General features: G+C 73.4%; 17 protein-coding genes and 1 pseudogene. 10 read left to right on the forward strand and 8 right to left on the reverse strand.

What is annotated here, in order from left to right:
• Window positions 1-64: 64 nt before the first annotated feature.
• The 4 genes from OP04_RS41740 to OP04_RS52545 all read left to right on the forward strand — a co-directional run bounded on the left by OP04_RS41740 (window position 65) and on the right by OP04_RS52545 (window position 5,690).
• Window positions 65-3,256: a M50 family metallopeptidase gene (locus tag OP04_RS41740; RefSeq protein WP_051799884.1), complete on the forward strand. Its 3,192-nt coding sequence runs from the start codon at window positions 65-67 to the stop codon at window positions 3,254-3,256.
• A gap of 9 nt (window positions 3,257-3,265) precedes the next feature.
• A complete protein-coding gene (locus tag OP04_RS41745) occupies window positions 3,266-3,481 on the forward strand; it encodes a hypothetical protein (RefSeq protein WP_033345543.1) in 216 nt (71 codons plus the stop codon).
• Window positions 3,482-3,525: 44 nt separating this feature from the next.
• The gene (locus OP04_RS50695; protein ID WP_157241077.1) at window positions 3,526-4,305 is read left to right on the forward strand and encodes a hypothetical protein; all 780 of its coding nucleotides are present in this window, start codon (window positions 3,526-3,528) and stop codon (window positions 4,303-4,305) included.
• 95 nt (window positions 4,306-4,400) lie between these two features.
• Complete coding sequence (locus OP04_RS52545; RefSeq protein ID WP_085067209.1) at window positions 4,401-5,690, forward strand: ABC transporter ATP-binding protein; 1,290 nt, start codon at window positions 4,401-4,403, stop codon at window positions 5,688-5,690.
• 157 nt (window positions 5,691-5,847) lie between these two features.
• Here the strand turns inward: OP04_RS52545 and OP04_RS56110 are convergent.
• A pseudogene (locus OP04_RS56110) lies at window positions 5,848-7,527 on the reverse strand (DUF885 domain-containing protein); the annotation flags it as partial.
• 201 nt (window positions 7,528-7,728) lie between these two features.
• On the reverse strand, window positions 7,729-9,042 hold the full coding sequence (locus OP04_RS41765) for a serine/threonine-protein kinase (RefSeq protein WP_033345643.1): 1,314 nt from the start codon (window positions 9,040-9,042) through the stop codon (window positions 7,729-7,731).
• Between the two features lie 149 nt (window positions 9,043-9,191).
• On the opposite strand from OP04_RS41765, the gene OP04_RS41770 reads away from it, so the two are divergent.
• Genes OP04_RS41770 through OP04_RS55065 form a run of 5 tightly spaced genes read left to right on the forward strand, consistent with a single transcriptional unit; the run spans window position 9,192 to window position 16,101 of the window.
• On the forward strand, window positions 9,192-10,028 hold the full coding sequence (locus OP04_RS41770) for a patatin-like phospholipase family protein (RefSeq protein WP_033345544.1): 837 nt from the start codon (window positions 9,192-9,194) through the stop codon (window positions 10,026-10,028).
• 7 nt (window positions 10,029-10,035) lie between these two features.
• A complete protein-coding gene (locus tag OP04_RS41775) occupies window positions 10,036-11,082 on the forward strand; it encodes a 1-acyl-sn-glycerol-3-phosphate acyltransferase (protein WP_033345545.1) in 1,047 nt (348 codons plus the stop codon).
• Window positions 11,083-11,092: 10 nt separating this feature from the next.
• Window positions 11,093-11,413 carry a divalent-cation tolerance protein CutA gene (gene cutA / locus OP04_RS41780; protein ID WP_033345644.1) on the forward strand — a complete coding sequence of 107 codons (321 nt, stop codon included), beginning with the start codon at window positions 11,093-11,095 and terminating at the stop codon, window positions 11,411-11,413.
• 48 nt (window positions 11,414-11,461) lie between these two features.
• Window positions 11,462-15,406, forward strand: a complete 3,945-nt coding sequence (locus tag OP04_RS55060) for an SCO7613 C-terminal domain-containing membrane protein (protein WP_198154169.1) — start codon at window positions 11,462-11,464, stop codon at window positions 15,404-15,406.
• Window positions 15,407-15,417: 11 nt separating this feature from the next.
• Window positions 15,418-16,101, forward strand: a complete 684-nt coding sequence (locus tag OP04_RS55065) for an HAD hydrolase-like protein (RefSeq protein ID WP_033345546.1) — start codon at window positions 15,418-15,420, stop codon at window positions 16,099-16,101.
• A gap of 319 nt (window positions 16,102-16,420) precedes the next feature.
• Here the strand turns inward: OP04_RS55065 and OP04_RS41800 are convergent, their stop codons facing one another.
• Together OP04_RS41800 and OP04_RS41805 are read right to left on the reverse strand one after the other, a co-directional pair.
• Window positions 16,421-17,671, reverse strand: coding sequence for an FHA domain-containing protein (locus OP04_RS41800; RefSeq protein ID WP_063746860.1), 1,251 nt, complete (start codon window positions 17,669-17,671; stop codon window positions 16,421-16,423).
• A 58-nt stretch (window positions 17,672-17,729) separates the two neighbouring features.
• Window positions 17,730-18,035, reverse strand: coding sequence for a 4a-hydroxytetrahydrobiopterin dehydratase (locus OP04_RS41805; protein ID WP_033345547.1), 306 nt, complete (start codon window positions 18,033-18,035; stop codon window positions 17,730-17,732).
• 93 nt (window positions 18,036-18,128) lie between these two features.
• On the opposite strand from OP04_RS41805, the gene OP04_RS41810 reads away from it, so the two are divergent.
• Window positions 18,129-18,929 (forward strand): hypothetical protein, encoded by an 801-nt coding sequence (locus OP04_RS41810; RefSeq protein ID WP_157241079.1) that lies wholly within the window; start codon window positions 18,129-18,131, stop codon window positions 18,927-18,929.
• 56 nt (window positions 18,930-18,985) lie between these two features.
• Here OP04_RS41810 and rocD read toward each other — a convergent pair whose 3' ends face one another.
• The 4 genes from rocD to OP04_RS41830 form a co-directional block, all read right to left on the reverse strand.
• Window positions 18,986-20,206 carry an ornithine--oxo-acid transaminase gene (gene rocD / locus OP04_RS41815; RefSeq protein WP_033345549.1) on the reverse strand — a complete coding sequence of 407 codons (1,221 nt, stop codon included), beginning with the start codon at window positions 20,204-20,206 and terminating at the stop codon, window positions 18,986-18,988.
• 1 nt (window position 20,207) lies between these two features.
• Complete coding sequence (gene ddaH, locus OP04_RS41820; RefSeq protein ID WP_033345550.1) at window positions 20,208-21,011, reverse strand: dimethylargininase; 804 nt, start codon at window positions 21,009-21,011, stop codon at window positions 20,208-20,210.
• A 251-nt stretch (window positions 21,012-21,262) separates the two neighbouring features.
• Window positions 21,263-21,781: a hypothetical protein gene (locus OP04_RS50700; RefSeq protein ID WP_051799888.1), complete on the reverse strand. Its 519-nt coding sequence runs from the start codon at window positions 21,779-21,781 to the stop codon at window positions 21,263-21,265.
• 540 nt (window positions 21,782-22,321) lie between these two features.
• Window positions 22,322-24,127, reverse strand: a complete 1,806-nt coding sequence (locus tag OP04_RS41830) for a putative bifunctional diguanylate cyclase/phosphodiesterase (protein ID WP_051799889.1) — start codon at window positions 24,125-24,127, stop codon at window positions 22,322-22,324.
• Window positions 24,128-24,197 lie beyond the last annotated feature (70 nt).

The raw sequence follows: 24,197 nt of genomic DNA on the forward strand, positions 1-24,197 counted from the left end.
GGGCGGCGGGGCCCCGGAAGTAAGGGGTGACGGGGGGTCACCAGGCGAAAACGGAGAACGTGCAGTGTCGATCGTTGAGTCACATCTGAGCGTCTGGGAGGCACTGGCCGGCCGCGCGCCCGGTCAGCCGATCGGCCCGTCCGACACGGATGTCTGGTCCGCGGTCGTCGACCGGATCAACCCGGCGCGGGCCAAGCCCGAGATCCGGGCCGGCATCGAGGTCGCGGAGCTGACCAGCGTCCGCGGTGTGCCGTACCTGATGCTGCGCTCGCCCGACGACGGCGTCTCCGTGCGCTACCTGCGGCTCAGCCCGGAGGAGTGGCAGCTCGCCCAGCTGATGGACGGTTCGCGGACCGTCGCCCGGCTGGTCGCGGAGTTCGCCCACATATCCGGCCGGCTCGCGCCGGACCAGGTGCGCCGCATCGTCGCCGACCTCGCGGCCAACCACATGCTCGGCGAGCTGCCGGTCGACGCGTTCGGGCCGCTGGAGAAGGTGCGCCGCCGCCCGTTCCCGCTGCGCCTCGGCGCCGGGCTCCTGGCCGCCGCGCGCGGCCGCCGGATGGTGGTCGCCAACGTCGACCCGCTCATCGACACGCTCTACCGGTTCGGCGGGCGGCTGTTCTTCACGCCGGTCGCGGCCGTGCTCTTCGGCATCGTGGCGCTGGCCGGCTTCGGCCTCTTCGCCTGGACGTGGTGGCGCGGCGACCAGTCCGTCTTCATCTCCAACGGTTCGTTCCTGGTCGGCGCGATCGTGCTGCTCGCGCTCAACTTCACCGCGCTCGCCGCGCACGAGCTCGGCCATGCGCTCGCGGCCAAGCACGTCGGCCGCCGGGTGCCGGCCGCGGGCTTCCTCGTCTACTTCGGCATCCCGTCCGTCTTCGTGGACACCAGCGACGTGTGGATGGCCGGGCGCCGCGCCCGCCTGCGCACCACGCTCGCCGGGCCGGCCGCCGGCCTGGTGCTGGCCGGCTCCGCGCAGATCGTCGGGCTGATCTTCCCGGCCGTGGCGCCGCTGGCGTTCAAGCTGGCCTTCGCGTGGTACCTGAACGCGCTGTTCAACATGAACCCGCTGCTCGCGCTGGACGGCTACTACCTGCTGATGGACTGGCTGGAGATTCCGAACCTGCGCGCACGCGGCCTCGCGTTCGTCGGCGGTCGCCTGCGCCGACGTCCGCCGCGCTGGGCCGAGCTGGACCGGGAGGGCCGGCTGGTCGCGCTCTACGGCACGCTCGCGGTGCTGTGGATGGTCGTCGCCGCGAACATCTTCTACCGGGTCTGGTCCGACCGGGTCCAGGGCCTGGTCAGCGCGCTCTGGCACGGCGGGTTCGGCCCGCGGCTGCTGCTCCTGCTGGTCGTGGGCGGGCTGGGCGCGCCACTGGCGTACCTGTTGATGGGCTGGATCTCCCGTCGCCTGCGACGGTTCCGCACCGCGCGGCAGGAGGCGAAGCGGGCCGAGGACGCACCCCGCCGCCTGCACGCGCTCAACCGCTCGATGCTCGGCCGGCTGCCCGCGGAGGTGCTGGCCCGGCTCGCCGAGCGGGCGCGCTGGGATCGCCCCGGCGACGGCCGCCAGCTGCTGTTCGCCTCCGGCGCGCAGTCGAAGGTGTACGTCGTGGTCGAGGGCGCGCTGGTCGGACGCCGGCCCGGCGACCCGGGCGGCATCCTGCGACAGCAGGCCGGCCCCGGCGACACGGTCGGGCTGGACGCCGCGCTGGCCGGCGCACCGTCCGCGCTGGACTGGTACGTCGCGGGCGACGCCGTGCTCCTCTCCGTCCCGTCCACGCTGGTCGCGGACGTGGTCGGCCCGCTGCCCGGCCCGCCGCCCGCGGATCGCCGCTACGCGGAGGCGCTCTTCGACGACACCCCCGCACTCACCGGCCTCTCACCCGAGGGCCGGATGGGCATGCTCGCGGCCGCCCGCTCCTCCAGCATCAACCCGGGCGAGCCGATCCGGCTGGACGGCCCCACGGACGCGGTGATCGTCGAGTCCGGCGCGATCGTGCTGCCGGACGGCGGGGAGCTGCGGCGCGGCACCATGATCGGCCCGGTGGGCGAGGGCTTCCCGGGCGCGGTCGCGGTCGCGCGCACGCCCGTGCGGCTCTGGACCATCCCGGCGATGGCCGGCGCGTCCGCCACGTTCGCCGGCAGCGCGTCGTTCGACGGTACGGACCGGCCGCCGCTGCGGCCCGCGGTCGGCGTGCACTCCGGCGGCGACTATCCACCGCTCGCGGCCCCGCCCGGGATGCCGCCGGGCGGCGTCGACTACGGGCTCGACGGCCGGTTCGAGCGACGGCTCTGGTGGCTGGTGCTGCTGCTCCTGCTGCTCGCGCTGGCGCTCACCGCCGGGCAGCTGCGTCCCGGGCCGGCCTGGGCCGAGATGCCGTCCGACCGGGTGCTGCTCACCGCGGAGACCGGCGCGGTCGACGTCACCGTGCCGGGCCGGCGGATCACGCTCGACGAGGGCGGCCGCTACCAGCTGCCGATCGGCGCCGAGATCACGGTCGGGGGCAGCTCGCGGGCGTCGCTGACGTTCCGCGGCGGCGCGATCTCCGTGCTCTGTGCCGGCAGCAGCGCCGCGATCCGTGACCTGCACAGCGACGGCGACCGGGTGCGGACACCGTCCGGCACGCTGGACCTGTCCAACGGGCGGATCCTCTCCGACACCGCGTCCACCACGGGCGCGTTCGCACCGCTGTCGCTGGAGATCTCCAGCGCACGCGTCTCGATCACCAGCACCGAGGCCGCGTGGTACGCGGTCGCCAGCGGCCAGGCCGTGGTGTCGCGTGGCGAGGTGCGCGCGGACCGGATCACGCAGCCGCAGACCGGCGGCGAGCTGGACTGCGGTGACGGCCTGCCGGACCCGCTGCCGACGCCGTCGTCCACGCCGTCCGTGTCCCCGACGCCGGCCGTGTCGGAATCGCCGTCGGAGTCCCCGTCGCCGACCCCCTCGGCCTCGGACTCGTCGTCGCCGACCCCGTCCACGCCGGCGGATGACGAGGATGACGACGGCGGAGTGGTTCCGCCGCCGGTGACCCGGTCGCCGACGCCGTCCCGGACCACCACGTCGCCGACGCCTCCGGTCCGCACCACGAATCCGCCGTCGCCGACGCCGTCGGCCAGCCCGCCGCCGCCAACGGAGGGGCCGTCGTCGTCACCCAGTGGGCCGGTGATCTCCAGCGGGACGATCACCCCGTCCGCGCCTGTCGACCAGTCGCCGACGATCTCCTCCGTCCCGCCGTCAACGATCATCTTCTGAGGAGACCACGTGCTCTGCTGGTTCTGTGCCAAGGCCGCGCGCGGCTCCTGCAAGTTCTGCGGCCGGGGCGTGTGTGAGGATCACGCGCGCTTCGGACCGTTCCTGCTGGAGGTGCACCGGTCCGAGTCGCGCCGTCGCGCCGAGGGCCTGGTCGTCGAGGACGCGATCCAGTGCGGTGCCTGCCACCCGCGGCCGCAGCCGATCCCGATGCCGGAACTCGACTGATCCAGTGATTGCCGTACGTGACGGTGGTGCCCGACGATGAACCGATGCGGAGCTTCGACGACGCCCTGGAGCGACTGATCACCGATCCGGCCTTCGCGGCCGCGCTTGCCGCGGACCCGGACCGGGCGCTTTCCGGCTACGCGCTGTCGCCGGACGAGGCGGCGCTGCTGCGCAGCCAGGTGGCGTCCGGGCCGGGCGACGGCGTGCAGAGCGCGGTGGAGGCGCGGACCAACCAGTCCAGCGTCTTCGGACTGTTCAATCTGGACGGGTTCGGCACCGCGCCGCCGTCGTCCGACGGTTTCGGTGCCGCACCGCCGCACTCGGTCACCGGCGGCGCCGCGCCGACCGGCTACTCGATCACCGGCGGCACCGCGCCGCACTCGGTCACCGGCGGCGCCGCGCCCACCGGTTACTCGCTCGCGGGCGGCGCCGCCTCGTCCGGCTTCGGCGAGGCCCCGCCGGCGGCCCAGGGCTTCGGCGGCGAGCTGCAGGGCTTCGGCGGTGACCTGCCGGCGGCCCAGGGGCCGGGCGGCCTTCCGGCGGCCCAGGGAGCCGGCGACCTGCCGGTGCCCGAGGGCTATCAGACCAGGGTGGACGCGGACGGCGACGGCACCTGGGACGCGCACACCGTGCGCGGGCGTCCGGGCGGCGGCGTGGAGATCCTGGTGGACCGCGACGGCGACGGCCGCGCCGACTTCATCGGGCACGACGTGGACGCGGACGGCATCGTCGACTTCGCGGACTACGACGTCGACCGGGACGGCACGGTCGACGAGCGGCTCACCGACACCGACGGCGACGGGTGGCTCGACCGCCGCACCTGAGAACGCCGGACCTGAGAACGCCGCTCGGCGCGAGGAGAGCGCCGTCCGTCGATGTGATGTGGCGCACGGGCGCGGACCCGTCACACCATGTCCGCATGACGGCCGTGGCGCTCGACCACCTGACCAAGGTGTTCGACGACGGCACCGTGGCCGTGAACGGTCTCACGCTGGAGGCCCGCGACGGCGAGCTGCTGGTCCTGCTCGGGCCGAGCGGGTGCGGCAAGTCCACGGTGCTGCGGCTGGTGGCGGGCCTGGAGACCGCGACCTCGGGCCACGTCCGGTTCGACGACCAGATCGTCGACCACCTGCGCACGCGCGACCGGAACGTGGCGATGGTCTTCCAGCACTACGCGCTCTACCCGCACCTCACGGTCGCGGAGAACATCGGCTTCCCGCTGCGGTTTGCGCCCGACGTGGCCGTGCTGGTCGCACGCACCGCGGCCCAGCTCGGGCTCGGCGGCCTGCTGGACCGGCGGCCCGGCCAGCTCTCCGGCGGCGAACGGCAGCGCGTCGCCATGGCCCGCGCGCTGGTCCGCGCGCCGCGCGTCTTCCTGCTCGACGAGCCGCTGGCCCACCTGGACGCCGGTCTGCGGGCCGAACTGCGCGGCGAGGTGGCCGCGACCGCGCGCCGGATCGGCGTGACCACGCTCTACGTCACGCACGACCAGGCCGAGGCGCTGTCCGTCGCGGACCGGGTGGCCGTGCTCCGCGACGGCGTGCTCCAGCAGGCCGGCACGCCGCGCGAGGTCTACGACGACCCGGCCACCGTGTTCGTCGCCGCGTTCCTCGGCCGGCCACGCGCGAACCTGTTCGAGGGCGCGGTCTACCCCGCGGACGACCGGGTGACCGTGGACCTGGGCAGTCAGGTGCTGACGCTGCCGGCCGGCGACGCGCGGGCTGCGGCGCTGCTGCGGCACGGCCGGGTCACGGTCGGCCTGCGCCCCGACGCGTTGCGCGCCACCGGCGACGTGGACGGCGCCTGCCTGCGGGGCAGGGTGCGGCACGTGGAGAACCACGGCCACGAGGGCATCGTCTACCTCGACACCGGCGGCCTGCCGACGCCGCCGGCCCAGACCATGATCAGCACACCGGATCCGGCGCACCTCGCGGGCCTGCTCGCGGACCCGCCCGACGAGCCGCCGCGCCGTAGCCCGATCGGCCGCCTGCTGCCCCGCGGCACGGAGCCGCCCGCGACCGCACGCACCGAGTACGGCTTCTACCCCGCCTACGAGCCGTCCGATGTGGACGAGAACCGGACCGACGGGGACCTGGTGGTGCGCGTTCCGGCCGCCTCCGGCCTGCCCAGACCCGGCGAGAACCTGACGATCGCGGTAGACCTGGACCGCCTGCTGCTCTTCGACTCGGCCGGCGACCGCATCCGCTGAGGATCACATTCATTTTCCCGCTTCCGGCGTGGTGGCGATCCGCATGCTCCCGCGGGCCAACCTCCGGTGGCCGGAAGACTCCGCTGGCGCTCCGCTTCCGGCCACCGGCCGGAGCCGGTGCCGTCGCTGGTCCGATCCACTGGCTGACCTGGGTGTCGAGCATGTGGAGCGGGAGCGCGCCGTTGCCGAGCACGGCGTCGTGGAAGTCGCGGATGTCGAAGCGCGGGCCCAGCGCGGCCCGCGCGCGATCGCGCAGGTCCCGGATGCGGAGCTGGCCGATCGTGTAGGACGTGGCCTGGCCGGGGAGGCCGATGTAGCGGTCCACCTCCTTCTCGATGTCCGCGTGCGAGATCGAGCTGTTCGCGGCGAAGAACGCGATGGCCTGCGCGCGCGTCCAGCGCTTGGCGTGCAGGCCGGTGTCGAGCACCAGTCGGCAGGCGCGCCACATCTGCAGCGACAGCATGCCGAACCGTGCGTACGGGTCCTGGTACAGCCCGAGCTCGTCCGCCAGCCGCTCCGCGTAGAGACCCCAGCCCTCGACGTAGGCGCCGTAGCCGATGTCGAACCGCCGGAACCGTGGCAGATCCGTCCGCTCCTGGGCCAGCGCGACCTGGAAGTGGTGTCCCGGAATGCCCTCGTGGTAGACGATGCCGGGCAGCTGGATCGTCTGCGCCTCCGCGATGGTGGCCAGGTTCAGGTAGAAGAAGCCGGGCCGTTCGCCGTCCGGCGAGGGCAGCTCGTAGAACGCGACCGGCGCGTTCGCCTCGCGCCAGCTCTCCACCGCGCGCACCTCGATCGGTGCCTTCGGCAGCGCTCGGAACAGCCGCGACGCGATCGCGGTCGCCTCCGCCAGATATCGCTCCGCGTCGGCCAGGTAGCGCGCGTGGCCGGCCTCGTCGTCGGCGTAGCGGTACCGCGGATCGGCCCGCACCGCGTCGGAGAACTCCGCGAGCGTGCCGGTGAAGCCGACCTCGCGCACCACGTCGGCCATCTCGCCCCGGATGGACTCCACCTCCGCGAGCCCGATCTCGTGGATCCGGTCCGCGGTGAGGCCCGTGGTGTTCCAGCGCCGGAGCGCGGCCGCGTAGTAGGCGTCGCCGTCCGGCAGGCTCCAGACGCCGTCGTCCGCGCGGGCCAGCGGCGCGATGTCGTCGATCGCGGCCCGGTAGCGCTCGCGTCCGGCGCGCACCTCCGTGCGCACGGCCTCGGCGGCGTCGGCCACCAGCGCGGCCTGCTGCGGTGCGGGGAGCCCGAGCCCGGCGACCTTCGTGGTGAAGTCGGCCAGGAGCGGGCCGGCGGCGCCGTCGTCGTACGGCAGCAGCGTCCGGCGCAGATGCGTGATCTGCAGCGCGGTCGGCGTGATCCCGAGCCCGCGCTGGAGGTCGAGCCGCTCGGCCCGCTCGGTGAGCACGCGTGCGATGTCGCGCAGGCGGGCGACGTAGCCCTCCGCGTCCGCGACCGAGGCGATCCGGTGCTTGCCGACCAGGAACGCCGCGCTCTCCTCCGGCCCCTCGATGGCCGAGCCGGGGGAGATGTGGTGACGCCAGACGTACGCCTCCTCAGCGCGCTCCACCCGGTCTTCGAACATCGCCGCGTTGAGCCGTTCCTCCGGCCCGAGCGTGTCCTGCGGGAACCGGCGCCGCAGCTCGTCCCGCCGGGCCCGGAGCAGCTCCAGATGGCGCTCCCGGCCGGCCTCGGAATGGTCGTCGAGGCGGCCCGGGTCGTGCGGGAGGCCGAGCAGCGCGGCGGTCTGCGGGCTGAAGGCGACCTCGGCGTCGAACGCCGCGTCCAGGAAATCGGTCAGTTCGGGATTCTGATCGGTGGCCGGACTGTCCACTCACCACACTCCTCGTCGCCGTGGCCGTGCTTGCCGACTGCGAACGTATCGCGGAGCCGCACCGATCCGCGGCCCCGGCACCGCGTGGGTTTCCGTGACCAGCGACGGCACCGGCTCCGGCCGGTGGCCGGAAGCGGAGCGCCAGCGGAGTCTTCCGGCCACCGGAGGTTGGCCGCCGGAAGCGGGAACATGAACTGGGTCTTATGTCGCGATAGCGAGGCGGTCCAGGGCCGCGCCGAGTTCGGTGGCGTAGGCGGCGGAGATCGAGCCCTCGCGCTTGCGGTCGCCGACCTTCACGTGCAGGCTGCGCACCTGCGCGGGCAGGTCGCTGACGCCGCCGGTGGCCAGGTTGTTCTCCAGGTTGGACACGAGGGTCCGCAGGTCGTGGCCGGCGTCTGCCGTGATGTCGCCGCTGGCCAGGCCGGCGTCCAGAATGTGGCCGAGCGTGGCCATCGCCTCGCGGACCGTGGGTACGGAGGCGGTCGCGGGCACCTCGGTCCGGGCCACCTGCGGCGGCGGGGGCGGGCTGTGGATCGGCGCGGGCGTGGTCGCGGGCGCGCCGGTGGACGGCCCGGTCGCCTCCGGCGTGGTGTGCGGGCGCAGGAACGTGCCGGCCAGCAGCGCGCCGGCCGCGAGCAGCACCGCGCCGGCCGTGAGGACGACGACCCGGCCACGACGACGGGGCCCGGCAGGCTCGGCGGACAGGCCGCGCAGGACGTCGGCCACCTGGTACGCCGTGGGCCGCCGCAGCGGGTCGCGGTCCAGGCAGCGCAGGCAGATCGCGGCGACCTCGGCCGGCATCCCGTCGGTCGGCGGTGGCTCCGGCACGGCCAGCGCCTCGGCGAGGTCGTCCCAGGTGTCCGCCGGGTACGGCACCCGCCCGGTCACGGTCTCGTAGAGCAGCACGCCGAGCGCGTAGACGTCCGTCGCCGGCTGCGCGGGCGTGCCGTCCAGCCGTTCCGGCGCCACGTAGGCCGGCGTGCCGAACGTGTCGCCCTCCTCGTCCTCGTCCGGCGCGCCGATGTGGGTGGCGATGCCGAAGTCGAGCACCTTCGCGCCGAGCGCGGTCAGCATGATGTTTGCCGGCGTGACGTCCCGGTGCACGATGCCGAGCCGGTGCGCGGCCGCCAGCGCCTCGGACACCTCCGCGCACACCCGGACCGCGTGGTCCCAGCGCAGCGGCCCCTGGGTCAGCCGGGACTCCAGCACCTCGCCGCTGAGCAGCTCCATCACCACGAACGCGGTGACCGTGCCGTCCGGGTCGACGTCCTCGCCGTAGTCGTGGACGGCCGTGACGTGCGGGTGGACCAGCGCGCCGGCGGCCCGCGCCTCCTGGCGGACCAGCGAGCGGAACCGGGCGTCCGCGGCCAGCGAGGCGGCGAGCACCTTGAGCGCGACCACCCGATCGAGGACCTCGTCGTGCGCCCGCCAGATCACGGACATGCCGCCCGCGCCGATCCGATCGATGAGGCGGTACCTGCGGGCCAGCAGCCCGCCGGGGCGCAACGAGGGCATCTCACACACCTGACAGCTGGTGGGGGACTACCGGATACATCAGGCTGCGCGAATCCGTACGCGTTGTCAACGGGAGGTTACGGGGATACGCGTACCTCACTAATCGGGCGATCAGTGACCGCATGCGGCGACGTGTAAGGATGTTTGCCATGGTCAACGGCCCGGTCGCGTTCGTGCTAGGCGGTGGCGGTGTGCTCGGCGCCGTCGAGGTGGGCATGCTGCGTGCCCTGTTCCGCGGCGGGTTCACCCCCGACCTGGTGGTGGGCACGTCGATCGGCGCGGTGAACGGCGCGCTGGTGGCGGCCGACCCCAGCGAGGCGGTCACGGACCGGCTGGTGCGGCTCTGGGCGTCCCCGGAGGCCGGCGAGGTCTACGGCGACTCGCTCGCCCGGCAGCTGCGGCGGTTCGCGGCCCGCACCCACCTGCACTCGCCCACGCCGCTGCGGCGGCTGCTGGAGCGGGAGCTCGGTGAGCACACCACGTTCGAGGATCTGCGCGTGCCGTTCCGGTGCTGCGCGGCCAGCATCGAGCGCGCGGCGGAGCACTGGTTCACCAGCGGGCCGCTGGTCAGGGCCGTGCAGGCGTCCGCGGCCGTGCCCGGCCTGCTGCCGCCGTCCGAGATCGACGGCGAGCACTTCATCGACGGCGGCATCGTCAACTCCATCCCGGTCGACGAGGCCGTGCGCGGCGGCGCCAAGCTCATCTTCGTGCTGCAGGTGGGCCGGATCGAGCGGGCGCTGGTCCCGCCGCGCCGCCCGTGGGAGGTGGCGCAGGTGGCGTTCGAGATCGCGCGGCGGCACCGGTTCGCCCGGGAGATGGCGGCGCTGCCCGATGATGTGGACGTGCACGTGCTGCCGACCGGGGGCGGGGAGCCCCGCGACGACACCCCCTGGGCCTACCGTGACATGGCCGCGGTCGGGCGCCGGATCAGCCGTGCCTACACCGCGTCCCGCCGCTATCTGCACGCCAACGTGAAGATGGAGTAGATCGACGATGCCGTTACCCCCACGGTGGTTCCGCAGGTTGTTCTTCGGCCCGCTGATGGTGGCGCTCGCCGCCGTACTGCTGGCGGGCCTTCCGGTCCTGCTCCCGGTGGCGCTGCTGCTGTCGCCGATCCTGCCCGGCCGGCTGCGGCTGCTGCGCATCCTCTGGGCCTTCATCGTCTACGTCGTCTGGGACGCCGCCGCGCTGATCGTGCTGTTCGGCCTGTGGCTGGCGTCCGGATTCGGCTGGAAGAAGCGGTCGCCCGCGTTCCAGCGCGTGCACTACGTGGTGACCGGCGCGTTCCTCGACTCGCTCTACAAGCTGGTCCGCGGCGCGCTCAACGTGGACATCGAGATCGTCGGCACGGACCCGGACGTGGCGCTGCCCGGCCGCCCGGAGATCGTGGTCTGCCGGCACGCCGGCCCCGGCGACTCGTTCATCCTGATCCACTCGCTGGTCAACTGGTTCGACCGTGAGCCGCGCATCGTGCTCAAGGACACGCTGCAGTGGGACCCCGCGATCGACGTGCTGCTCAACCGCCTGCCGACCCGGTTCATCGCGCCCGGTCGTACGCACGGCGAGGACATCGAGAAGCAGATCTTCGACGTCACGGTGGGCCTCGACCCGAACGACGCGCTGGTGATCTTCCCGGAGGGCGGCAACTTCACGCCCAAGCGCCGGATCAAGGCGATCAACCGGCTGCGCGCGCTCGGCCTGGAGCGGATGGCCAAGCGCGCGGAGAACATGCGGCACGTGCTCGCGCCCAAGCCCGGCGGCCTCAACGCGGCCATCGACGCGGCGCCGGACGCCGGCGTGATCTTCGTGGCGCACACCGGGCTGGACAAGATGCTCACGGTCGGCGACGTCTGGCGGGAGCTGCCGACGGACAAGACCATCATGATGAGCTTCTGGTCCGTGCCGCCGGAGGAGATCCCCACAACCGAGCAGGAACGCGTCGAGTGGCTCTTCGACTGGTGGAAGCGCATCGACGACTGGATCGAGGCGCACCAGCCACAGCCCGCGCGGCCGATGGGCCCGAAGCGCCGCGAACGGTAGCGTGCCCGGCGTGGAGCAGACACATCTGGTGACCACCACGGTCGACGACCGCCCGACCGCCGACTCGCTCGCGCTCTCCGCCGTGACCGCCCGCCTCGCCGCGTGCGCGCAGGTCGGCGGCCCGATCACCAGCACGTACTGGTGGGAGGGGGAGATCGAGACGTCCTCGGAGTGGGTCGTGCAGCTCAAGACCACCACGGACCGGCTCGACGAGCTGATCGAGCATCTGCGGGTGGCGCATCCGTACGACGTGCCCGAGGTGGTGGCCGTCCCGGTGAGCGCGGGCAACCCCGATTACCTCTCCTGGGTGCACTCCTCGATCCACTCCTAGGTACGGAAACTCTGGTCGCGGCCTTTCCGGGCACGACAGGATGCCTGGGTGCAGCCTGATACCGATCTGAGCGGCCTCGCGCCGGAGTACCCGTGCCCGTGGTGCGGCGCCACCGCCACGCTTCAGGGCGGATGCCCGGGGTGCGGGCGCGGGCCCAACCCGGTGGCGGCCGAGGTGATCGGCCTCGACGGGCGGATCGCGGTGCTGATGCCGCTGGTGGAGACCGCGCGGCGGGAGCTGGAGGCGGCCCGGCGCGTGCACGACGCGCGCGCCGGGGAACTGCGCGGCATGCAGCAACGGCGGAACGGGCTGCTGGCGCGCATTCATGCGGAGCGGCTGGCGGTGGCCGTACCCGCGGCGGCTCCTGCTCTTGATCCTGCTCCGGCCCTTGATCCGGGTGTTGCTCCGGCGCGGCCCGAGGCCTCCACCAGGACCGTGCAGAATCTGCTCTTCATCCTGGGCGGGCTGCTGCTCGGGACCGCCGCGATCGTGTTCACCACGATCGCCTGGGCCACGTTCGGCATGGCCGGCCGCGCCGCGATCCTCGGCACCGTCACCGCGCTCGCGCTGGCCGCGCCGCTGGTCGCACTGCGCCGGAAGCTGCGGGCGACCGCGGAGACGTTCGCCGCGCTCGGCCTGCTGCTGGTGGTCCTGGACGGTTACGCCGCCTGGTACGTCAACCTCTTCGGCGTCAACGGCATGGACCCGGCACGGTACGCCGGCGTGGTCGCGCTGGTCGCCACGCTGATCGCGGGCGGCTACGGGTGGGCCACCGGGCTCACCGGGCCGCGCGCGGGCGCGCTGCTGCTGGCCCAGCCGGTGCTGCCGCTGCTCTTCGCGCACCGGGCCGCGTTCGGCACCGCGCTGGTGCTGGCCGGCGTCGCGGCCGTCGACCTGATCGCGGCCCGCTTCCCGCCCGGTTCTCGCATTCCGGACCAGACCGAGGGGGTACGAACGGGGCTGCGCACGCTCGCCTGGCTGCTGCACGGCGGCTGGCTGTTCGCCGCGTTCTCCGCCTCGCTGCTCGTGCTGATGCTCGACGACGACACGTCCGGCTTCGTCGCGCCGGTCGCGCTGCTCGTCTCCGGGCTGCTGCTGGTCGCGGCCTCGGTGGTCGCGGGCCACGCCCGGTTCCAGGCCGTCGCGGCCGGCGCGTTCGTGGTGCTGGTCGCGCTGGCGGCCGCGCGGCCGGTACTCGAGTACGGCGGCTCCTACGTGCTGGCCTGGACGGTCGCGGTGGTGTGCGCGGTCGCGCTGACCGTGCGCGGCGTGCTGCCGCTGCTGCCGGAGGAGGTCCGGCCGGGGCCGCGCAACGGTGGGCTGGTCGTGGCGTTCGTCGTGTACGGGCTGGTGCTGGCCGGTACGGCGGTCGCCGCGATGCTGAGGCTGTCGGACGCGTGGGAGGGGTACGCGTTCGACGCCTCGTACGACTGGCAGCAGCCGGTCGCGGTGGTGGTGCTGCCGCTGGCGGCGGCGCTGTTGCTGCCGAGGTATGCGCCGCGGTTGTTCGTTCCCCGATCGGCGGCGGTGCCGCTGTTCGGGCCGGTGGCTGCCTCGCCGGCGGGTGCTGCGCCGGTCGTTGCCTCACCGATGGATGCCGGGTCGGTTGTTGCCTCGCCGGCGGGTGCCGGGCCAGTCAGCGCCTCGCCGGCTGGTGCGGGGCCGGGCGTTGCCTCGCCGGCGGGTGCTGCGCCGGTTGCTGACTCCCCGCAGCCGGGTGCCGAGGCGTCGTCGCCCGCGGCCACGCCGGGGCCGGCCGTCGAAGCGCCGCTTACCGGGCCGCCGCTGACCGGGCCGCCGGTTACCGCGCTGCCGGTCGGCGCGTCGCCGGCCGGCGGCCCCCGCGGGGAACTTCGCCACGCGGGCGGCGCCTGGAGCGGCTGGCACGACGCGATCGTGGCCGCCGTCGCGCTCGGCGTGCTCTCGCTGCCGATCGGCTTCGGCCTGCCGGTGGTCGTGGCCGCCGCGCTCGACCTCGTCATCGGTGCGGTCCTGCTGATCACGGCCGCACGCGAGCGTTTCCCCCGTTCCGTGACGGTCCGCGCGCTGCCCGGCGCCGGACTGGTGCTCTACGCGCTGCTGCTGCTCTCCGCACGGCCGATGATGCTCGCGCTGATGCTGCCGGTCGCGGTGGCGCTCGGCGTGGCGGTCGCGGCCGCGGCCCACGCCCGGAACCCGCGCCTCGGCGGCCTCGCGCTCGGCACCGCGCTGCTCGGCGTGCCGCTCACCGCCGTCACCGTGCTGGCGGCCGCCTCGGCCGGGAGTGACGTGCTCACGCTGTCCTGGTGGGCCGACGCACCGTCCGCCCCGGCCGCGCGGATCGCCTTCGCGGCGAGTGCGGCGCTGCTGCTCCCGATCGCGGCCGTCCGGCGCTGGTGGCCCGCCTACCTCGGCACGGCCGCGCCGGTGTTCGGCCTGGTCATGCTGGTCGCCGGCCTGCCGCTGGAACCCGGCGGGGACGCCCGCGTGCTCTATGCCGTGTCCGCGCTGCTGGTGGTGGCCGTCGCCGCGTACGCGCGTGCGCTGCTGGCCTGCGCGCCTCCGGTCGTACCCACCGTGTCTGATCTTGGTCTTGTGGCTCCCGGCCCGCAGGCGCCCGCCTATGCCGGCGCGGGTCTGCGCCGGCCGGCCACCTGGGGTCAGCTGCTGATCGGGTTCGCGGGCGGGCCGCTCGCGTTCGCCGTGCTGCTGGCCGTGGCGGACGCGGTGACCACGGTCGTCCTCACCCCCTACTCGTGGCTCGGCGAAGGCTGGTCGCAGCGGCCGGCCGGCATCGGCCTCGCGCCCTATCCGGTCGTGCTGCCGTCCTGGAGCCAGGCCGTCGCGCTCGCGCTGCTGATCCCGGTGGTCGTGCTGGCCGTGCTGGTGTTCACCGGCGGACGCCGTCGCTGGGCGCTGCTCGGCGGCGCCTCGGCCACGGCCGTCACCGTGCTGGTCGGCCTGGCCGCGGCCGGCGCGCCCTGGCCCGCGATCCCCGCGGTGAGCCTGGTACTCGGCGTGACCGCGCTGCTCGTCTCCGGCTGGGTGCCGCGGACCGGCCTGCTGCTCGTGCCGGTCGGCGTCGTCCTCAAGGGCGCGGGCCTGGCCGGCGCGTCACCCCGCCCCGGCACCACGCTGGCAGCGCTGGGACTCTCCCTGGTCGCGGGCGTGGTGGTCGGCGTGACCGGCCGCTGGATGCGTTCCCGGCTGACCGGCTGGCTGGGCGCGGTCGTGGCCGCGATCGGACTGGCCGGCACCACCGGCGCCGCCGCCGACCTCCCGCTGCGCCTGACCGCGCTGATCGTGCTGGGCGTGGCCGCGGCCGTGCTGACGCTCGGCGCGCTGCTGCGCCGTGCCCGCCCCGCCGAGGCCGGGCCGGTCGAGGTCGCCGCGCACGCCACCGCCGTGGTCGCGTTCCTGCTGGTCATCGGCGGAGACCTGCGGTACGCGTCCGCGGTCGCCCTGTTCTGGGGCATCGCGATCGGCGTCCGGGCGATCTTCGGTCCGTGGCGCCGCCCGCTCGGCCTGGCCGCCGCCGGATCGCTGCTGCTGGCCTGGTGGCTGCTGCTCGCGTCCGCGAACGTGGGCGTCTGGGAGGCGTACACGCTGCCCACCGCGCTGGTCGCCGCCGTGGTCGGACTGATCGCCGCACGCCACCGCCCCGCGCTGAGCAGCTGGCGCGCGTACGCGATCCCGGTCGCCGCCGCGCTCCTGCCCAGCCTGGCCGCGGTCCTGCTCGGCGACGCGTCCTGGCAGCGCCGTCTGCTGCTCGGCGCCGGCGCGGTCATCCTGGTGATCGGCGGCGCGATCCGCCGCCGCCAGTCTCCCGTCGTGCTCGGCGGCGCCACGCTGCTGATCCTCTCCCTCACCGAGGTCGTCCGCTTCTGGGACCTGCTGCCGCGCTGGCTGCCGTTCGCCGTGGGCGGCATCCTCCTGCTTACGCTGGCCATCACCTACGAGCGACGCCGCCGCGACCTGGCCCGCCTGCGCGCCGCCGTCAGCCGGATGACCTGAGAGGACACACGTTGACCCCGACCCGCTTCGTACTGTGGGACATCGACGGCACGCTCCTGGACGCGAAAGGCTACGGCTGGCGCCTGGCCGACCGCGCGTTCCAGCAGCTCTACGGCCGCCCGCTGGTGCACCTGGTGCCGATGGCCGGGCGCACCGACCGGGCGATCATGACCGACGTCCTCGACCGCCACGACGTGCCCGACACCCCCGACGACCTGATCGCGCTGATGGAGTCCCTGGCCCCGGCCGCGGACGACTTCCACACCCACGGCGGCACCATGCTGCCCGGCGCCGACGCCGCGATCCGCGCACTCACCGCCCACCCGTCCGTCGTCCAGTCCGTGCTGACCGGCAACCTCGGCCCGGTCGCCGCCGCCAAGCTGGCCGCCGTCGGCCTCGGCGCCGGCCTCGACCTGACCGTGGCCGCCTACGGCCGCGACCACGCCGTCCGCGCCGACCTGGTGACGGTCGCCCGCACCGCACTGGCCCGCCTGCACCCCGCCTCCACCGGCATCACCACGATCCTGATCGGCGACACCCCACTCGACATCGAGGCCGCCCATGCCGCCGGCGCCCGCGCCATCGCCGTCGCCACCGGCCGCTACCCCGCCGCCGCCCTCGCCGCCGCCGACCTGGTCCTCCCCGACCTCACCGACACGAAATCCCTGGTAGAGGCCGTCCTGGCAGAGGCCTGACCCCTTTTTCTTTTCCCACTCCCGCCGTGGTCCGTTTCCGCATGCTCCCGCGGGCCGCCATTCCCGTCGCTGGCGCCACCACACCACCCAACACAACCAATAGACCGAAATTTCGGGCACGGAGTGCCCGAAGCGACCCTTTGAAGCCCGGGTCGGGCTGCGGGGTGGATCGCGGTTGCCGGGCCGGGCAGTGCCGGCTCGGGTGGTGAGCGGCTCGGGCCGCGCCGGGTCGGGTGGTGAGCGGCACGAGCGGTACCGGTTCGGGCGGTCAGCGGCACGGGCCGCACCGGCTTCGTGCGGTGAGCGGGACTCGCCTCGCTCACCGCGACCACGACGAAACTCGCGTGCTCTTCCCCGACCACCGCGGAACCGGCTCCGACGCGAAGCGGCAAGCGGAGCGCCGGCGGAGTCTTGGCGCGCAGCGAGGCGGGACAACCCGCAGGCTCATCGTCGGCGCGTCCGTCAGCACGGACACCGGGTCTGAGACCCCGCCCGACGTCCAGTTCCGCGCACGGCCCACGTGCACGCCCGGGTACAGCTCGACCAGATCCGTAGGGTCCAGCGCCCGCTTCTTGCGTTTGATGATGAGCCGGTCGTCCTCGTCCATGCTGCCGCCGGGCCGGATGCCGGTGCCGTTGGTGCTGACGTCGGTGACGGAGAGTTCGCCGCCGCGGAGGTCGAAGCGGACGTGGGCTCGGCTGATCCACTTGCGGGCCTCGTCGGAGAGCCACTGGCCGAGCATGATGCCGCCCTTGTCGGGGGCGCGGCCGACCTCGAGCGGCTCGTCCTCGACGACGACGAAGCGCTGGCGGACGACGCCGCCGACGCGGATGGCGAGCGCCTCGGCCGCGGGGCGGGGGCCGCCGTCGGAGAGGCGGGTGCCGTGCCGCGGGCAGGTGGGGGCGCCCTGGCGGAGCGTGGGCGGCGGCTGGGCGCCGGGCCGGGACTCCTGCTCGGGCTGGCGGAGGTCGGCGAAGAAGCTGTCGCCGCCGCTGTCGCCGCCGAAGCTGGCGCACGGGTTCTCCGGGCAGCGCCACAGGCGGCTCATCAGGCGCAGGCCGGCCTGGGACTGCGCGCCGGGGGTGGCCTGGCCGTTGCCGACGCGGGCGACGAGCGCGGCGCCGCCGTGGCCGACGATCGGGGCGATGAGGCGGCCGGGGTCGCCGATCCACGGGTACGAACCCCGGTGGCCCTCGTAGCGCTCGCGGCTGAGCACCGGGAGGCCGAGGATGTCCGCGACCTCCAGCACGCGGTCGTTCATCTGCGGCACGACCTCGACGAGACCGTCGTCGGCCCAGCGGCGCGCGACCATGCGCTCGTTGGAGGTCAGGTCCGCGTCGGAGAGTAGCGCGCGGGGGAGGATGACGTAGACCGGCACGTCCTCCTCGGCGAGCTGGCGGCCGAGCGCGTCGATGACCATGCCGAGGCGCAGCATGCTGGCCGGTCTGCCCTGGTCAAGGTCCTGATATCGGACGACCTCGGACAGGTCTAGGACGGCGCGCGCCATCGCCGGGTCGACGCACAACCGCCGCTCGATCGCGTCGAGCACTTTGCTGATCTCGAATCTCACTCTGGACCTCCCGCCCGGGGCTGGTCACATCATGCCGGTAAGGCCCGGTCCGGCGAAATCAAGACTCCTGATCCAGGATGCGGGTCACGATCTCGTCGATGCGGGTGGCCAGCGTGACGTCACTCTCGGTGACACCGCCGGCGGAGTGTGTGGTCAGCCGGAACGTGACCGACCGCCAGCGGATGTCGATGTCGGGGTGGTGGTCGATCTCCTCGGCGAACTTGGCCACGTCGACGACCGCGACGATCGCGGCCGGGAAGCTGGGCAGCTCCACGGTCCGCACGATCACCTCCTGATCGCCGATCCAGCCCGTGAGCTGCGCGAGGGCCTTGCCTACCGCTGCGTCTCCCAGCAACTGAGCCATGAGACCGACCCTATCCGGCCTGGGGTTCGTTTGCTGGGAGACGAGCGCGGGGAAAGACAGGGATGTATCCGAGTGAGGTGAGGGAGAACTGTGATGGACCGCCGAATTCTGTGGGGCCCGGGTGTGGCGCTCGCGGGCGTGCTCGCGTTGAGCGGCTGCGCCGAGAACGGGGAGCCCTCGATCTCCCTGCCGTCCGTGTCGGTGGCGCCGACCGCGGTGACCACGACCGTGCCGCCGAGCGAGGCGGACACCGCGCTGGCCGAGTCGACGAAGGCGCTCGGCACGACCAGCTACAGGGCCGCCATGTCGATGGGGGACGCGATCTCGGTGACCGGGCAGATCGACCCGCAGAAGGAGGCCGGCAGCACCACGACGACGTTGAAGACGGCCGGGGGGCAGATCTCGATCGAGACCCGGCTCATCGGTACGGACGCGTGGGCCAAGGTCACCGGCCTGGGCGAGGCGCTGCCGGCCGGCTGGATGCACCTGGACACGCAGAAGGCGTCCGGTACGGACACGTTCAGCATCAGCCCGGGTCAGACCGACCCGGCGAAGGCGTCGAAGTTCATCGCGGCCAGCGCGGACGTGCAACGTACCGGCGCGAACGGGTTCAGCGGCACCGTGGACCTGACCAAGGTCGCGGGCGTGACCGGGCTGGGCAGCGTGACGATCGGCGACGGTGCGGCGCAGAAGGTGCCGTTCACGGCCACCACGGACGCGCAGGGCCGGCTGACGAACCTGACCGTGGACGTGCAGAAGGCGTCGGCGGAGCTGGCCGGGCCGCTGAAGATCGACTACACGGACTACGGCACGGCCGTGACCGTCACCGCGCCGCCCGCGGGCGAGGTCACCGAGGCGCCGGACTCGCTCTACAACCCGCTCGGCACCAACTGACCGGCAGACGAGGAAAAGGGGGCCCGTCGGGCCCCCTTTTCGTCTGGAAGTGATCCTCAGGGGGAGCTGAGAATCGCCCCCAACCGGCCGAGCAGCAGGTCGATCTCGTCCTCCGTGACGGTCAGCGGAGGCGCGAGGCGGATGGTGGAGCCGTGCGTGTCCTTGACCAGCACGCCCTGCTCGAGCAGCAGCTCGCAGGCGCGGCGGCCGGTCATCAGCGCCGGGTCGATGTCCACGCCGGCCCAGAGCCCGCGGCCGCGGACCGCGACGACGCCGTGGCCGATCAGCGCGACCAGCCCGGCGTGCAGCCGGGTGCCGAGCGTGGCGGACCGGCGCTGGAACTCACCGGTCTCCAGCAGCCCGACCACCTCGGTGGCGACCGCGCAGGCCAGCGGGTTCCCGCCGAACGTGGAGCCGTGCTCGCCCGGCCGCAGCACGCCGAGCACGTCGCCCCGGCCGGCGACCGCGGAGACCGGCACGATGCCGCCGCCGAGCGCCTTGCCGAGCAGGTAGAGGTCGGGGCGGACGCCCTCGTGGTCGCAGGCGAACGTGGTGCCGGTACGCCCGAGGCCGGACTGGATCTCGTCGGCCACGAACAGCACGTTCCGCTCCGTGCAGAGCGCGCGCACGCCGCTGAGGTAGCCGGGCGGCGGCACCAGCACGCCGGCCTCGCCCTGGATCGGCTCGATCAGCACCGCGACCGTGTCGTCCGTGATCGCCTCCGCCATCGCGGCCAGATCGCCGTAGGGGACGACCGAGAAGCCCGGCGTGTACGGCCCGAAGTCGTTCCGCGCGTCCGGGTCGGTGGAGAAGCTGACGATCGTGGTGGTCCGGCCGTGGAAGTTCCCGTCCGCGACGATGATGTGCGCACGATCCGGCGCGACCTTCTTCACCCGGTAGCCCCACGCGCGGGACACCTTGATCGCGGTCTCCACCGCCTCAGCGCCGGTGTTCATCGGCAGGACCATGTCCGCGTGGCAGAGCTGCGCCAGCCCCTTGCAGAACGCGGCGAACTGGTCGTGCACGAACGCGCGGCTGGTCAGCGTGAGCCGGTCCAGCTGGGCGTGCGCGGCCGCGATCAGCGCCGGGTGCCGGTGCCCGAAGTTCAGCGCGGAGTATCCGGCGAGGCAGTCCAGGTAGCGGCGGCCGTCGACGTCGGTGACCCAGGCGCCCTCGGCCTCCGCGACGACGACCGGCAGCGGGTGATAATTGTGCGCGGTCCACCGCTCCGCGTCCGCCAGCGCCTTCGGCGTCAGCGTGAGGTCGTCGACGATCATTTCAGCCTCCAGCACGGATTTCGAGGGTGCAGCACTTGGGGCCGCCGCCCGCCTTGCGCAGCTCGGACACGTCCACTCCGATCGGCATGAAGCCGCGGTCCGCGAGCTGTTGAGCGAAGTTGCCGGCCTGGACCGGGAGCACGACGTTGCGGCCGTCGCTGACCGCGTTGAGGCCGAGCACGGCCGCGTCCTCGGCACCGGCCAGGATCGCGTCCGGGAACAGGCGGCGGAGCACCTCGCGGCTGCCGGGCGTGAACGCCTCCGGCAGGTACGCCACGGTCTTCGCGTCGAGCACGCAGAGCGCGGTGTCCAGGTGGTAGTAGCTCGGGTCCACCAGCTGCAGCGTCACGACCGGGCGGCGCAGCGTCTCCTGCGCCTGCAGGTGCGCCGCGTGCGCGGTGCGGAAACCGGTGCCGGCCAGCAGGAAGTCGCCGGCGAGCAGGATGTCGCCCTCGCCCTCGTTGACCGCTTTCGCCTCGACCACGTCGAAGCCGGCCCGCCGGAACCAGTTGGCGTAGGCCGGGCCCTCGTCCGCGCGCTCCGGGTTGAGGAACTGCACGGCCAGCACGGTGCCGTCGACCACGGTGGCGCCGTTCGCGGCGAAGACCATGTCGGGGAGGCCGGGGAGCGGGTCTATCTCCTCGACGGTGTGGCCGAGGTCCGCGTACACCTGGCGCAGCGCGGTCCACTGCCGGACGGCGAGCTCGGTGTCGTACGGCGCGCTCGGGTCCATCCACGGGTTGATCGTGTATTCGACCGCGAAGTAGGTCGGGCGGCACATGAGGTAGCGCCGGTGCGAGAACATGGGAGCGGCTCCAGATCGAGGGCGGTTCTTCACCTCGAACGCTATGGCCGCTGTCGTTTTCCGTTCCAGCGTCGAGAGTTGCGTGCCGCGACGATTCGTTGCGTTGATGCGCGGCTGAGTGGCGATTCGTTGTCCGGACAGCGTTATGGGGGCGGAGAATCTCCGCCCCCAAGCTCGGCAATCAGGCGAACCGCCCTTGCCCCGACAACACTGGGCGAACCGCTCCAGGTGCCTTGATCAGTCAATGCCCGTCAGAACCAGTTCGGAAACTGTGCGTCAAGCCACTCCCGCGCCGGGCCGACCGTGCTGCTGTCCACGCTGATCCAGGACAGGTCGCCGGTGACCGCCATGATCCCGAGGATCAGCGCGGCGGCGCTGACCAGCATCCCGACCAGCGCGTCGAACTTGCCGGCCACGTGACGGTGCCGGGTGGCCACGAAACCCGCGGCCGAGGCGAGGAACGCGATCACGGCGACGCCGATGCCGTACCCGGCCAGCAGGCCGGTCATCACCAGCGCGGCCGCGCCGACGCTCAGCGCCAGGCCGACCGTGGCCATGATGCTGGTCCGGGCGCGCGGGCCGGTCTCGACCGGCACCGCGACCGGCGGAGGCGGCGGAGAAGGACGGGTGATCGTGTCGGTGGAACTCTTCGCGTAGGGGGTCCGGTCATCGACCTTGGTATCGCGCGGGGCGACGGCGGGACGGACCTCGGTGATCTCGTCGTCCGCGGTCGTCGTGCCCGCCGACCTGGTGAACGTCGGGAGTCGCACGGTGCACCTCCTGAAGGGTTGTTTGGGGGTTGCGCTATCCCTACCCGGAACCCTTGATCACCACACATCCCACGGCGTTCACCTGATCGACGACTGTTGCTCGCCGCTTGAGCTTGCCTGGGGGCGACCCCAGACCCCGATCCCGCTCACGCGATGGTCCGGACTGCGCCTCGCTGCCGGCATGCGTGCTGGTCAGGAGAGGACAAACCCAGGTCAAGTTCTTGTTTGCCCGCTTCCGGCGTGGTGCGGCAGCGTTGCTCCCGCGGGCAAACCTCGCGTCGGGCTCCGCTGGCGCTCCGCTCGTCGCGAGGAGCCGGTTCCGTCGTGGTCCGGCAAACCATGCCGGGCCGTAACGGCCCGTTGCCGACCTCCGGCCGGACCTCGCTGCCGACAGTTCGGTAGCGGTCGGGCGGGTTTCCCGGACCACGGCGAAACCGGCAGGGAGGAGCGCCAGCGACGACCGGTGCCCGCGGGAGCGGCGCTGCCGGACCACGCCGGAAGCGGGAAATGCATTAGATCTTGATCTGGCTTTTGATCCGCTCAGACGTCGGACAGGGCCGCGACCAGGTCGTCCAGCGGCGCGGGGCGGCCCAGGTGGTAGCCCTGGGCGTGTTCGACGCCGAGGGCGGCCAGCGCCTCCAGCTGCTCGGCGGTCTCGACGCCCTCGGCGGTGACGCGCAGCTGGAGGCCGTGGCCGAGGTCGGTGAGCAGCTTGACGACGGTGTGGTCGCGCGGGTTGTCGAGCATGCCGGCGACGAACATCTGGTCGATCTTCATGCCGTGGACGGTCAGCGTGGAGAGGTGGCGCAGCGTGGTGGAGCCGGCACCCATGTCGTCGAGCGTGAGGTGGACGCCGGTCTCGCGGAGGCGTTCGAGGCGGGCATGGGCGCCGGAGAGCAGCGTCAGGTCGGCGGTCTCCGGGAGTTCGAGGCGGAGGCGGTCCGGGGGGAGGCCGGTCTCGGCCAGGACGTCGAGCACGGTCACGTCGAACGGCGTGGTGAGCGTGCGGGTGGAGATGTTCACGTTCACAGACGGGGGTGCGGCGTCGCCCAGGCGCTCGGTCAGCGACACCAGGTCGGCACAGGCGGTGCGCAGCACCCAGCGGTCCAGCGCGGGCATCTGGCCGGTACGTTCCGCGCCCGGCAGGAAACGGTCCGGGGAGAGCCGGCCGAGCCGCGGGTGCTGCCAGCGGACCAGCGCTTCCACGCTCACCACGGTGCGGTCCTTGATCCGGACGATCGGCTGGTAGACCAGGCGCAGCTCGTTGCCGAGGATCGCCTGCCGGACCGAGCGGTCGACCTGCTCCACGTCCTCCGGCAGTCCGGGGCCGACGCCGAGCACGGTGACCACGTCGTCGCCGCCGGCTTGCTTCGCGCGGTACATGGCCATGTCCGCGGCGCTGAGCACGGACTCCGCGTCCGCGCGGTCGCCGGTGACGGCCACGCCCACGCTCGCCTTGGTCTGCGCGCCGTGCGGGATGACCGGGTCCGTCTTCGAGGCGGCGGATCGGTAGCGGTCGCCGATCTCGGCGGCGACGTGCTGCTCGTCCGCCTCGTCGGCGACCCGGGTGAGCACCGCGAACTCGTCACCGCCGAGCCGCGCGACCAGCTCCTCGTCGCGGGCGACCGCGGCCAGCCGGTCGGCCAGTGAGGTGAGCACCACGTCGCCGACGTGGTGCCCGAACGAGTCGTTGATCTTCTTCATGTGGTCCAGGTCGATGAACGCGACCACCACGCGCGGGCCCGGCTCGTCCGGGTCGGTGGCGTCGATGCACGCCTCCTCCAGCCGCTCCAGGAAGTGCGCGCGGTTCGCCAGCCCGGTCAGCTCGTCCCGGATGACCTTGGCGGACAGCCGTTCGGTGAGCGTGTCCAGCAGCAGCGCGGCGGAGACGGAGCTGAGCTTGGCCCCGCCGTCGGAGACGATCACGTCGTCGTAGCGGGCGTCCCGCGGACGGGTGCGCAGGCGCTGGGCGGCGGTGAGCACGCTGGTGCCGGCCAGCAGCACCAGCGGGTGCCAGTCGGTCAGCCCGGCCACGGTATCGCGGCTGGTGAGCGGCCGGCCGTAGCCGAACGCGCCGGACATGGTGAGCAGGAAGCGCTCGCGCATGACCAGTCCGAGCCGCCCGTCCGGGCCCTCCACCGCGACCGAGGTGAGGCCGGGATGTCCGCGGAACAGCTCGTCCAGCGCGGGGCACGGCGTGTCCGCCGGGATGAGGTGCAGTGTGGACGCGAGCGTGGCGATGTCGTCGCGCGCCTGATCGGAGAGCGACTCCGCGGAGGGGAAGCGCCGCCGGATGATGTGGGCCCAGCGCCCGACCACCCGGTCACCCGTGAGATTCAGCTCCACCGGTGTCCCCTCGTGCGGGCGGCTCGATCAGGGTGGCCAGCATACCGGCCGGTACGGGCCCCCGATGATC

The sequence above is a fragment of the Catenuloplanes japonicus genome (genome assembly GCF_000717135.1).
In the GTDB taxonomy this organism is placed as follows: domain Bacteria; phylum Actinomycetota; class Actinomycetes; order Mycobacteriales; family Micromonosporaceae; genus Catenuloplanes; species Catenuloplanes japonicus.